The organism is Actinomadura violacea, assembly GCF_017573465.1.
In the GTDB taxonomy this organism is placed as follows: domain Bacteria; phylum Actinomycetota; class Actinomycetes; order Streptosporangiales; family Streptosporangiaceae; genus Spirillospora; species Spirillospora violacea.
The window spans coordinates 1-11,900 of sequence record NZ_JAGEPF010000002.1 but is presented as its reverse complement, the minus strand read 5'-3'; the positions used below and the strand labels follow the sequence as shown (position 1 = coordinate 11,900).

Genomic DNA, 11,900 nt, shown 5'->3' with positions numbered 1-11,900 from the left:
TCAGCTCTCCTCGATCAGCTTGTCGTAGGACTCGGCGTCCAGCAGGTCGCCCGGCTCGTCGGAGATCCGCACCTTGAAGATCCAGCCCTCGCCGTACGGGTCGTCGTTGATCACCTTGGGCTCGTCCACCACCGCGGAGTTGATCGCGGTGATCTCGCCGCTGACCGGCGAGTACAGGTCGCTGACCGACTTGGTCGACTCGATCTCGCCGCACGGCTCGCCGGCCTCGACGGCGTCGCCCTCGGAGGGCGTCAGCTCGAGGTAGACGATCTCGCCGAGCGCGTCGGCGGCGTGCGCGGTGATGCCGACGGTGACGATGCCGTCCTCGCCACCGAGGCCGGCCACCCACTCGTGCTCTTCGCTGTAGCGGAGCTGCTCCGGAACGCTCACGTCTCTTCTCTCTTTCAGGAACGCTTGTAGAAGGGCAGGGCCACCACGTCGACCGGCTCCTGCCTGCCGCGCACGTCCACGGCGAGCCCGGTCTCCTCGACGCCGCTGTCGAGGTAGGCCATGGCGATCGGCGTGCCCAGTGTGGGCGACGGGGCGCCGCTGGTCACCACGCCGCACGGCGCGCCGCCGGACGTGACGACCTGGTACCCCTTGCGGGGCGCGCGACGCCCGCGCGCCACCAGTCCCACGAGCCTACGGCCCGCGGGGGTCTGCGCCTGCGCCGCCAGGGCCGTCTTCCCGACGAAGTCGACCGCCTTGTCCAGCTTGACGACACGGCCGAGGCCCGCCTCGAACGGGGTGGTCTCCCGGGTCAGCTCGTTGCCGTACAGCGGCATCCCGGCCTCCAGGCGGAGCGTGTCGCGGGCCGACAGCCCGGCGGGCACCACCCCGTCGACCGCGGCGAGCGCCTTCCACAGTCCGACCGCGTCGGCGGCGTCCACGAACAGCTCGAAGCCGTCCTCGCCGGTGTAGCCGGTGCGGGCGATCAGCGCGTCGACGCCCGCGACGCGGTCGGCGAGGATCGCGTAGTACTTCAGGCCGGCGAGCGGCGCGCCGGTGAACCCTTCGAGGATCTCCTGGGAGCGCGGGCCCTGCAGGGCGATCAGCGCGTAGGCGCCGGAGCGGTCGTCGACGGCGGCGTCGAAGCCCGCGGCCCGCTCGACCAGCGCCTCGCGGACGACCGCGGCGTTCGCGGCGTTCGCGACGACCATCCAGGTCTCGTCGGCGAGCCGGTAGACGATCAGGTCGTCCAGGACGCCGCCGTCCGGGTCGCAGATCATCGTGTACCGGGCCTTGCCCACCGCCATCGGCGACAGGTTCCCGACCAGCGCGTGGTCGAGCGCGTCGGCGGCGCCGGGGCCGGACAGGAAGATCTCCCCCATGTGGGACAGGTCGAACAGCCCCGCGCCGGTGCGGACGGCCTGGTGCTCGGCGGTCTCGCTCCGGTAGCGCAGCGGCATCAGGTAGCCGGCGAAATCGACGAGGTTCGCGCCGAGGTCCTGGTGGACGTCGTGCAGCGGCGTCTTCTTGGCGGTCGGGTCGGCGGACATCGGTTCGGCTCCTTCGTCACGGGGCGCGCGTGGTCCATCGTCCCACTCGCGCACCGGGCGTATCGGTGCCTCCCCCTCTGTCATCGGCGCCTGAGAGCTTCACCCGCCGCCCCGCAGGAGACGCGGCGCGGGCTTTCACCTTCGGCGGGGGAACGGGTCCCCGCTTTCCAGAGGTCGCCTGGTCCGTGCGGTCCGTGGGCCTGAGAGGTTCCGGGGAGGATTTGCTCCTTCGGCGTCCCACGCCGGCTGCGTGGAACTCTCCCGCACGGGATCAACGGCGTCGCGCAAAGGCTAGCAGCGGCGACGCCGTGCGACCAGCGGCCGCCGGGCGATCACCGCGGCGTCGCGGCGGGGGTGCCGGACATCGCCTTCACGCACTTCTGCAGCGCGGCCCTGATCTTGGCCAGCTCGGCCTTCGACGGCGTCGAGCTCGGGTGCGGGCTCGGCATGGTGACGCCCTGCTTGCGCACGCAGTCGTTGAACTTCTGCGCGGCCTTCGCCGTCCCGTCCCCGCCCGGGGCGGTGGGCACGGGGGAGCCCTTCGGCCCGGACACCACGGACGGCGACGACGCCGCCGGGGCGGGCGCCGCGGCGGTGGACGACGAGGCGGTGCTCTTCTTGCCGTCCGAGCCGCCGCATCCGCCGAGCGCGAGCGACAACGCCAGGACCGCCACGAGACTGCGCTTCACGGGATCACTTCTCCAGAGACCGGGGTGGAAAGCGCCATGATGCGCACAAAGCGGGGCGTGCGCATACCGACGGGCATGCCAAGAAATCGCGGCGCGGTTAGCACCGCGCCGCATAGCGGGGTCCTAGAGGGGCGTCACATAGGCCCCGGAGATGCCTCCGTCCACCAGGAACTCCGACGCGGTGATGAACGAGGCGTCGTCCGACGCCAGGAACGCGACCGCCGCGGCGATCTCCGACGCCTCGGCGAAGCGCCCCACCGGGACGTGGACGAGCCGCCGCGCCGCCCGCTCGGGGTCCTTGGCGAACAGCTCCTGCAGCAGCGGGGTGTTGACGGGCCCCGGGCACAGCGCGTTCACCCGGACGCCCTGCCGCGCGAACTGCACCCCGAGCTCCCGCGACATCGCCAGGACGCCGCCCTTGGACGCGGTGTAGGAGATCTGCGAGGTCGCCGCGCCCATCACCGCGACGAACGACGCGGTGTTGATGATCGAGCCCCTGCCCTGCTCCAGCATGTACGGGAGCACGTGCTTGCAGCACAGGTAGACGCTGGTCAGGTTGACGTCCTGGACGCGCTTCCACGCCTCCAGGCCGGTCTCCAGGATCGAGTCGTCGTCGGGCGGGGAGATCCCGGCGTTGTTGAAGGCGACGTCGATGCGCCCGCAGGCGTCCTGGACCGTCCGGTAGAGGGCCTGGACGTCGTCCTCGCTGGTCACGTCCACCTTGACGAACAGGCCGCCGACCTCGCCGGCGGCGCTCTTGCCGGCGGTCTCGTCGACGTCGGCGACGACGACCCGCGCGCCCTCGGCGGCGAAACGGTGCGCGGTGGCCAGGCCGATGCCGCTGGCGCCGCCGGTCACGACGGCCACCCGGCCTTCCAGACGCTGCATGCTGCTCTCTCCTGTCACTGGCGGGGGCTCGCCGGTCATTCGCCGGCGATGAAGACGTTCTTGGTCTCGGTGAACGCGCCGAGCGCGTCCGGGCCCAGCTCGCGGCCGAGGCCGGACTGCTTGAACCCGCCGAACGGCGTCCAGTACCGCACGGACGAGTGGGAGTTCACCGACAGGTTCCCGGCCTCGACGGCGCGGGAGGCGCGCAGGGCGCGGCCGACGTCGCGGGTCCAGATGGAGCCGGACAGCCCGTAGGGGGTGTCGTTGGCGAGCCGGTACGCGTCGGCCTCGTCCTCGAACGCGGCGACGGTGACGACCGGCCCGAACACCTCGTCGTGCCAGGCCGGGAGCGTCGCGAAGTCCGGGGTGGCGAGGACGGTCGGCGGGAACCAGAACCCGGGGCCTTCGGGCGCCGAGCCGCGGATCGCGACGGGTGCGCCGTCGGGCACGTAGGAGGCGACCCGGTCCCGCTGCGCGGCGCTGATCAGCGGCCCGACCTCGGTCTTCTCCTCGCGCGGGTCGCCGACGGCGACGCCGTGCACGGCCGGTTCGAGCAGTTCCATGAACCGGTCGTAGACGGGACGTTCCACCAGGATCCGGGAGCGGGCGCAGCAGTCCTGGCCGGCGTTCTCGAACACCGCGTACGGGGCGGTCGCGGCGGCCTTCTCCAGGTCGGCGTCCGCGAAGACGATGTTCGCGGACTTGCCGCCGAGCTCCAGCGTCAGCCGCTTCACGCCCGGCGCGCACGCCTGCATGATCTCCTTGCCGACCCGCGTCGAGCCGGTGAAGACGATCTTGCGGACGTCCGGGTGGTCGACCAGCCGCCGCCCCGCCACCGGCCCGGCGCCCGGCAGCACCTGCAGCACGCCCTCCGGAACGCCCGCCTCCAGCGCCAGCTCCCCGACGCGGCGGGCGGTGAGCGGGGTGAGTTCGGCCGGCTTGACGATCACCGTGTTGCCCGCGGCGAGCGCCGGCGCCATGCCCCAGCCCATGATCGGCATCGGGAAGTTCCACGGCACGATCACCCCGACGACCCCGAGCGGCTCGGCGAACGTCACGTTCACCCCGCCCGGCACCGGGATCTGCCGCCCGGTGAGCCGCTCCGGCGCGGCGGCGTAGTAGTGCAGGACGTCCCGCAGGTTGCCGGCCTCCCAGCGGGCCTGCCCGACCGGGTGCCCGGCGTTGCGGACCTCCAGCGCGGCCAGCTCCTCCAGGTGATCGCCGACCTTGTCGGCGAACGCGCGCAGCAGCCGCGCCCGGTTGCCCGGCGCCACGTCCCGCCACGCCGGGAACGCCCGTGTGGCCCGTTCCACCGCCGCGTCGGCCTCGTCCGCCGACGCCAGCGCGACGACCTCCACGACCTCCTCGGTCGCCGGATTCAGAACCTCGAACTCGCTCATGTCCCCCTCGCTGCTGTCGTTGACTTGCGGCGTGTCGGCCTTAAAAGCCGACTCTTCAGGCCGACACGCCGCAAGTGAACGTGGTTCGGTCACGGTTACAGGCGCTCGAAGCCGCGGAACATCTCCCAGTCCGTGACCGCCCGGTCGTAGGCGTCGAGCTCCACGCGGGCGTGGTTCGCGTAGTGCTCGACGACCTCCTTGCCGAACGCGTCCACGGCCAGGGAGCTGCGGCCCCAGTCGGCGGCGGCGTCGCGGAGCGTCCCGACCACGGTCTCCGCGTCGGTCGCGTACGCGTTGCCCGCGTACGCCTCCTCCAGCGGCAGCTCGTTCTCGATGCCGTGCAGACCCGCCGCGACCAGCGCCGACACCGCCAGGTACGGGTTGACGTCGCCGCCCGGCACCCGGTTCTCGATCCGCAGCGACGGCCCGTGCCCGACGAGCCGCAGCGCGCACGTCCGGTTGTCCACGCCCCACTTGATCGCCGTCGGCGCGAACGACCCCGGCTGGTACCGCTTGTAGGAGTTGATGTTCGGCGCGTACAGCAGCGTGAAGTCGCGCAGGCACGCCTGCTGGCCCGCGATGAAGTGCTCGCCGATCTTCGACAGGCCGTGCGGCCCGTCCCCGGCGAGGACGGGCGCCCCGGCGGCGTCGCGCAGCGAGATGTGCACGTGGCAGGAGTTGCCCTCCCGCTCGTTCGGCTTCGCCATGAAGGTGATCGACATGCCCTCCTGGGCCGCGATCTCCTTCGCGCCGGTCTTGTACAGGACGTGGTTGTCGCACGTCCGCAGCGCCTCGTCGAACCGGAACGCGATCTCGTGCTGGCCGAGGTTGCACTCGCCCTTGGCCGACTCGACGTACATCCCCGCGCCGGTCATGCCGTTGCGGATCCGGCGCAGCAGCGGCTCGACGCGGGCGCCGCCGAGCAGCGAGTAGTCCACGTTGTACTGGTTCGCCGGGGTGAGGTCCCGGTACGCCCTCCGCCAGGCGTCCTCGTAGGAGTCCTGGTAGACGACGAACTCCAGCTCCGTCCCGACGTAGGCGCCCCAGCCCCGCTCCGCCAGCCGCGCGAGCTGGCGGCGCAGGATCTGCCGGGGCGAGGGCGCCACGTCGGAGCCGTCCTCCCACACGATGTCGGCGTGGACCAGCGCCGCGCCCTCCTGCCAGGGGACGCGGCGGAGCGTCCCGAGGTCGGGGCGCATGACGAAGTCGCCGTAGCCCCGCTCCCAGGACGACATGGAGTAGCCGTCCACCGTGTTCATGTCGACGTCGACGGCGAGCAGGTAGTTGCAGCCCTCCGAGCCGTGCCCGGCCACCTCCTCCAGGAAGAAGCGGGACGACAGCCGCTTGCCCTGCAGCCGCCCCTGCATGTCGGTGATCGCGACGATCACGGTGTCGATCCGGCCCTCCGCCGCCTCCCCGCGCAGCTCGTCGAGGGTGAGCGATGTGGTCACGTGTCCGATCTCCTAACCGGCGCTAGCCGAGCGACTGGAGTTCCTGCTCGATGGCCGCCAGCTCCTCGGCGCTGCCCTGCACCTTCGGGCCGGTGAACCACTTGCGGGCCGACAGCACCCACCACAGCCCGGCGCCGCCGAGGACGACGAGGATCGCGATGGGGGAGTAGTTGAAGCTGTCCTTGGTGATCGGGTTCGCGGGCGGCAGGATGAACAGGATCGAGATCACCACGACCCAGATCACCGCGAGCGTGCCGATCGGCTTGCTCCACCTGCCGAGGCTCCACGGCCCGGCCTTGAACTCCTTGCCCTGCCGGAGCCTCAGGAACGTGGGGATCACGTAGGCGATGTAGAGGCCGATCACCGCGACCGACGTCACCGCGAGGTAGGCGGTCAGGTTCCAGATCGCGGGCAGCGCCAGCACGAACGCGCCGCCGGCGGCCAGCCAGATCGCGTTGGTGGGCGTCCGGCTGCGCTTGTTGATCCGGTGCCAGAACGCCGAGAACGGCAGCGCGCCGTCCCGCGAGAACGCGTAGATCATCCGGGAGTTCGCCGTTACCGAGGACATCCCGCAGAAGAACTGCGCGCCGAACGACACCAGGATCAGCAGCTTGCCCATCGTGTCGCCGGTCGCCGCGATGAAGATCCCGGCCGGGCCGTCCTTGACGGCCTCGCCGTAGTCCTGGATGGCGAAGGTGACGCCGAGCAGCAGCACCCAGCCCGCCACGACCGAGATCAGCACCGAGTTCACGATGCCCTTCGGCCCCGACCGGGCCGCGTCGTGCGTCTCCTCGGTCATGTGCGCGGACGCGTCGTACCCGGTCAGCGTGTACTGCGACAGCAGCAGGCCGATCAGCGCCGCGTACGCGCCGTACTGCCAGCCCGTCTCGTTGACGAACTTGGAGAACACGAACCCGGCGGACTGGTGGTGCGACGGCTTGAACGCCAGCACCCCGACGACGAACGCGACGCCCAGCACGTGCCACCAGACGCTGACGCTGCTCAGGACCGACACGAGCTTCACGCCGAACTGGTTCAGCAGCGCGTGCACGACCAGCAGGATCGCGAACAGCAGGAACGTGTGGCTGAGCGTCACCGAGTAGCCGAACTGCAGGTCCAGCAGCGGGTTCAGGAACGCCGCCGACCCGTAGACGATCGCGGCCGTCACCGCGACCTGCCCGGTGAAGTTGAACCAGCCGGTGAACCACGACCACGCCGGGCCGTTGGACGGGGCGAGCTTGGCCGCCCAGTAGTACAGGCCGCCGGCCGTCGGGTAGCTGGAGCACACCTCGGCCATCGCCAGCGCGACCAGCAGCGTCATCGCGCCGACGCCGAGCCAGCCCCACGTGATGACGACGGGGCCGCCGCCCTTGAGGCCGATGGTGTAGGAGGTCAGGCAGCCCGACAGCACCGAGATGATGGTGAACGAGACCGCGAAGTTGGAGAAGCCGGACATGGACCGGCTGAGTTCCTGGGCGTAGCCCAGCTCGTGCAGCCGTTTCTCGTCGTCGGATCGGGGGTCGGGGGCGGAAGCCTTGTGCTCGTCGATGCTCACGAGCACCTCCTCGCGTGCCACGGGGGGGGTCGACACAGCCGCAATGGGCTAATGACAGACCATTAATGTTTGCGGAGGGGTCCGCGTCAACCCCCCGAACGACGACGAAACGCACATGTAACGTGGAGCCCGAAGCCCCCGCGGACCGAAGGACGGTCATGCCCGCACCCGAGCCTGACCCCCGCGCGCCCGACGCCGGGGGCGTTCCCGACCTCGCCGCGGCGGCGGTGTTCCGCCCCGTCCGGGCCGGCAACGCCTTCGAGGAGACCGTCGAGCGGCTCCTCCAGGCGATCAAGCTCGGCGTCGTCGACCGCGGCGAGCGGCTCCCGCCCGAACGCGAGCTGGCCCCGCTCCTCGGCGTCAGCCGCGTCACGCTCCGCGAGGCGATCCGGGCCGTCCAGCAGGAGGGCTACGTCGAGTCCCGGCGCGGCCGCTTCGGCGGGACGTTCGTCACCTACGAGCGCCCGAAGCCCCGCCAGTCCGACCTGCGGCGGGCCCTGGCCCAGATGGGCGACGACCTCAACGACACCCTCACCTACCGGATGGCCGTCGAGACCGGCGCCGCGCAGATCCTCGCCACCACCGCCCTCACCGGCGCGCAGCGCGCCCAGCTGCGCGCCCGCCTCGCCGCGCTGAACGCCGCCGGCCCCGACGAGTACCGCCGCCTCGACACCCTCTTCCACCTCGCCATCGCCGAGATGACCGGCTCCGCGCTGCTGTCGGCCGCCTGCGCCGACGCCCGGATGCGGGTCACCGACCTGCTCAACGCCATCCCCGTCCTCGGCCGCAACATCGAGCACGCCGCCGTCCAGCACGCCGCGATCGCCGAGGCGATCCTCGCCGGCGACCCCGAGGCCGCCCGCCGCGCCGTCGCCGAGCACCTGGAGGGCACCGCCGCCCTCCTGCGCGCCTTCCTCGGCTAGGCGCCCCGTCGCCCGTTGCGCTGAACGGGATGCGGCGCGTTGACGTAGTCTGAGGGGATTGCTGGTGACCACCCCTCGGTGTGCGGGGTGCACGACGGAGGGGCATGACGCATGGGCTGGCTGGCGGGAGTGCTGATCCTGTTCTTCGGCCTGCTGGCGTCCATCGCGCTGCACGAGCTCGGGCACTTCAGCTTCGCCAAGCTGTTCCGCGTCCGCACCACGCAGTTCATGGTCGGGTTCGGGCCGACGATGTGGTCCAAGCGCAAGGGCGAGACGGAGTACGGGGTCAAGTGGATCCCGCTCGGCGGCTACATCCGCATGATCGGGATGCTGCCGCCGCGCCGGGGCGACGCCCCCGGCACCGTCCGGCGGATCAGCACCGGGCCGTGGCAGGGCCTCATCGAGTCCGCGCGCGGCGCGGCGCTGGAGGAGGTGCGGCCGGACGACGGCGACCGGGTCTTCTACGCCAAGCCGTGGTGGCAGAAGCTGATCATCATGTTCGCGGGCCCGGCGATGAACCTCGTGCTGGCCGTGGTGTTCTTCTCGATCCTGCTCATGGGCATCGGGAAGGAGACCGCGCAGCCCGTCATCCAGGACGTCTCGGAGTGCGTCGTCCCGGCCAGCCAGTCGAACATGACGAGCTGCCCCGCGAACGCCACCCCCACCCCCGCGCACCAGGCGGGGTTGCGGCCCGGCGACCGGATCGTGTCGTTCCAGGGCCACAAGATCAAGGACTACGAGCAGCTGCGCAAGCTGATCCGCGACTCCGGCGGGCAGAACGTCCCGGTGGTGATCCGGCGCGGCGGCCACGAGACGGCGCTGACCGTCCCGATCGCCCGCAACCAGATGTACGACCTCAAGGACGAGACCAAGATCGTCGACGTGGGCTTCCTCGGCATCACCCCCACCCAGGCCATGCAGCGGCAGGGGCCCGGCGCCGTCGCCGAGGCCATGGGGTCGATGACCGAGCACACCGCGGGCGCGCTCATCCGGATGCCGCAGAAGATGGTCGGCGTCTGGAACGCCGCGTTCGGCGGCGAGAAGCGCGACCCGAACGGCCCGGTCGGCGTCGTCGGCGTCAGCCGCATCGGCGGCGACGTCGCCGCCTCCAAGGACCTCACGACGACCCAGAAGGTCTGGTACTTCGTGATGCTGCTCGGCTCGCTGAACCTGGCGGTCGGGCTGTTCAACCTCATCCCGCTGCTGCCGCTGGACGGCGGCCACATGGCGGGCGCGCTGCTGGAGGCGCTGAAGAAGGCGTTCGCCCGGGTGTTCCGCAAGCCCGACCCCGGCTACGTCGACGTCGCCAAGGCGCTGCCCGTCACCTACGTGATGGCGGCCGTCCTGATCGTCATGGGCGGCCTGCTCATCTACGCCGACGTCTTCAACCCGATCCGCTTCAAGGGCTGATCAGACGGTGACCGGCATCTCCCCGGTCTTCAGGAACGCCTCCAGCGCCGCCTCGTAGGGGCCGATGTCCAGGCCCTGCGAGGCCAGCCACGCGTCCGAGCCGTAGGTGCCCGCGTAGCGCTCGCCGCCGTCGCAGATCAGCGTCACCACGCTGCCGCGCTCGCCGCGGGCCCGCATCTGCGCGATCAGCTCCGCCGCGCCCCACATGTTGGTGCCGGTCGAGCCGCCCACGTCGCGGCCGCTGACCCGGCTCGTCCAGCGCATCGCCGCGACGGACGCCGCGTCCGGCACCTGGATCATCCGGTCGATCACCGTCGGCAGGAACGACGGCTCGACCCGCGGCCGGCCGATGCCCTCGATCCGCGAGCCCGCCGCGGTGCGCTCCGGGTCGCCGTCGGCGTACGAGCCGAAGAACGCCGAGCCCTCCGGGTCCACCACCGCGAGCCGCGTCTGGAACCGCCGGTACCGGGCGTACCGGCCGATCGTCGCGGACGTCCCGCCCGTCCCGGCGCCGACCACCACCCAGGACGGCTCCGGGAACCGCTCCAGCCGCATCTGCTCGAAGATCGACTCGGCGATGTTGTTGTTGCCGCGCCAGTCCGTCGCCCGCTCGGCGTAGGTGAACTGGTCCATGAAGTGGCCGCCGCACTCGGCCGCGAGCCGCCGCGACTCGTCGTAGATCGAGGACGGGTCGTCGACCAGGTGGCAGCGGCCGCCGTAGAACTCGATGAGGCCGATCTTCTCCGGGCTCGTCGACGCCGGCATCACCGCCACGAACGGCAGCCCGAGCAGCCGCGCGAAGTACGCCTCCGACACCGCCGTCGACCCGCTGGACGCCTCGATGATCACCGTTCCCTCGCGGATCCAGCCGTTCGCCAGCCCGTACAGGAACAGCGACCGCGCCAGCCGGTGCTTCAGCGACCCCGTCGGGTGCACCGACTCGTCCTTCAGGTACAGGTCGATGCCCCACGCGGGCGGCAGCGGGAACACGTGCAGGTGCGTGTCGGCGCTGCGGTTGGCGTCCGCCTCGACCTTGCGGATCGCCTCGGCGATCCAGGCCCGGCATCCCGGGTCGCAGCGGTCTGCGATACGGCTCACGGTGATGTTCCCCTCGATCCTCGTCGATCGGCCGGGTCCCACGATATCGGCGCATGTCACCGGGCATTATGGTGCCCAGCAGGGGGACACATGATCGACCTTTTCCGGCACCGCATCGTGGAGACCGGGCGGCTGCCGCTGTTCGGCTTCTTCACCGCGTTCATCGTCACGTTCGTGCTGACGCGCGTGATCGTGCGGCTGATCCGCGCGAACGTGAGCGGATGGTTCGGCAACGTGCGGGCCGGCGACACCCACGTCCACCACGTCGTGTTCGGCGTGGTGCTGATGCTGGTCGGCGGCATCGCGAGCCTCGCGACCCCCGACGCCTACGTCACGCTCGACTGCGTCGCGGCGGTCGTGTTCGGCGCGGGCTCCGCGCTCGTGCTGGACGAGTTCGCGCTGCTGCTGCACCTCAGCGACGTGTACTGGACGGAGAAGGGCCGCGCGTCGGTCGACGCGGTGTTCGTCGCGATCGCCGTCACGGGCCTGCTGCTGCTCGGCATCCGCCCGTTCGGGTTCGCCGACGCCGTCCCCGACCCGGCGGGCAGCGCCCTGTCGCAGGCGTACTTCGCCTCGACCGTCGCCAACCTCGTCCTTGCCGTGATCACGCTGCTGAAGGGCAAGATCTGGACGGGCCTGCTCGGGCTGTTCCTGCCGGTCCTGCTGGTGGTGGGCGCGCTCCGGGTGGCGCGCCCGGGTTCGCCGTGGTCGCGCTGGCGCTACGACCCGGACTCCCGCAAGTACCAGCGGGCCGTCCGGCGGGAGGTGCGGTTCCGGCGGCCGCTGATCCGGGCGAAGATCTGGGTGCAGGAGTTCATCGCGGGCCGGCACGACCTGATCCCGCCGGAGCTGCTGCAGCGCAGCGCGGACGCCGCGGAGCGCGCCCGCCGCCGCAGGCTGGCCCGCGCGGCCCGCCGGGCCGCGGCCCCGGGCCCGCCCCCGGCTCCGACTAGCGTCGGGGAGGGCGAACGGGGTGAGACTTGTTTG

11 protein-coding genes and 2 riboswitches are annotated in these 11,900 nt (G+C 71.5%); of the genes, 3 read left to right on the top strand and 8 right to left on the bottom strand.

The features are described from left to right. From gcvH to J4709_RS02270, 7 genes are all read right to left on the bottom strand, one after another. On the bottom strand, positions 1 to 390 hold the full coding sequence (gene gcvH / locus J4709_RS02300; protein ID WP_208236357.1) for a glycine cleavage system protein GcvH: 390 nt from the start codon (positions 388 to 390) through the stop codon (positions 1 to 3). A 14-nt stretch (positions 391 to 404) separates the two neighbouring features. Continuing rightward, positions 405 to 1,499 carry a glycine cleavage system aminomethyltransferase GcvT gene (gene gcvT / locus J4709_RS02295; RefSeq protein WP_208236355.1) on the bottom strand — a complete coding sequence of 365 codons (1,095 nt, stop codon included), beginning with the start codon at positions 1,497 to 1,499 and terminating at the stop codon, positions 405 to 407. A 74-nt stretch (positions 1,500 to 1,573) separates the two neighbouring features. Next, positions 1,574 to 1,673, bottom strand: a riboswitch (glycine riboswitch). A gap of 4 nt (positions 1,674 to 1,677) precedes the next feature. Next, positions 1,678 to 1,773: riboswitch (glycine riboswitch) on the bottom strand. Positions 1,774 to 1,831: 58 nt separating this feature from the next. Continuing rightward, positions 1,832 to 2,188: a hypothetical protein gene (locus J4709_RS02290; RefSeq protein ID WP_208236353.1), complete on the bottom strand. Its 357-nt coding sequence runs from the start codon at positions 2,186 to 2,188 to the stop codon at positions 1,832 to 1,834. 123 nt (positions 2,189 to 2,311) lie between these two features. Continuing rightward, a complete protein-coding gene (locus J4709_RS02285; RefSeq protein WP_208236351.1) occupies positions 2,312 to 3,076 on the bottom strand; it encodes a 3-oxoacyl-ACP reductase in 765 nt (254 codons plus the stop codon). 35 nt (positions 3,077 to 3,111) lie between these two features. Continuing rightward, positions 3,112 to 4,476, bottom strand: a complete 1,365-nt coding sequence (locus J4709_RS02280; RefSeq protein WP_208236349.1) for an aldehyde dehydrogenase family protein — start codon at positions 4,474 to 4,476, stop codon at positions 3,112 to 3,114. 95 nt (positions 4,477 to 4,571) lie between these two features. Further along, positions 4,572 to 5,927 (bottom strand): glutamine synthetase family protein, encoded by a 1,356-nt coding sequence (locus J4709_RS02275; protein WP_307800882.1) that lies wholly within the window; start codon positions 5,925 to 5,927, stop codon positions 4,572 to 4,574. A gap of 22 nt (positions 5,928 to 5,949) precedes the next feature. Next, positions 5,950 to 7,482: an amino acid permease gene (locus tag J4709_RS02270; protein WP_307800881.1), complete on the bottom strand. Its 1,533-nt coding sequence runs from the start codon at positions 7,480 to 7,482 to the stop codon at positions 5,950 to 5,952. A gap of 158 nt (positions 7,483 to 7,640) precedes the next feature. Here J4709_RS02270 and J4709_RS02265 point away from each other — a divergent pair, with 158 nt between their 5' ends. Both J4709_RS02265 and J4709_RS02260 read left to right on the top strand, forming a co-directional pair. Next, a complete protein-coding gene (locus tag J4709_RS02265; protein ID WP_208236347.1) occupies positions 7,641 to 8,405 on the top strand; it encodes a FadR/GntR family transcriptional regulator in 765 nt (254 codons plus the stop codon). Positions 8,406 to 8,516: 111 nt separating this feature from the next. Next, positions 8,517 to 9,815, top strand: a complete 1,299-nt coding sequence (locus J4709_RS02260) for a M50 family metallopeptidase (RefSeq protein WP_208236345.1) — start codon at positions 8,517 to 8,519, stop codon at positions 9,813 to 9,815. Here the strand turns inward: J4709_RS02260 and cds1 are convergent, their stop codons facing one another. Beyond that, positions 9,816 to 10,913, bottom strand: coding sequence for an L-cysteine desulfhydrase Cds1 (gene cds1, locus J4709_RS02255; RefSeq protein ID WP_208236344.1), 1,098 nt, complete (start codon positions 10,911 to 10,913; stop codon positions 9,816 to 9,818). It lies immediately after the preceding gene. Between the two features lie 90 nt (positions 10,914 to 11,003). On the opposite strand from cds1, the gene J4709_RS02250 reads away from it, so the two are divergent. Beyond that, positions 11,004 to 11,900: hypothetical protein (locus J4709_RS02250; RefSeq protein WP_232382878.1), on the top strand; the 897-nt coding region annotated here is incomplete at its 3' end.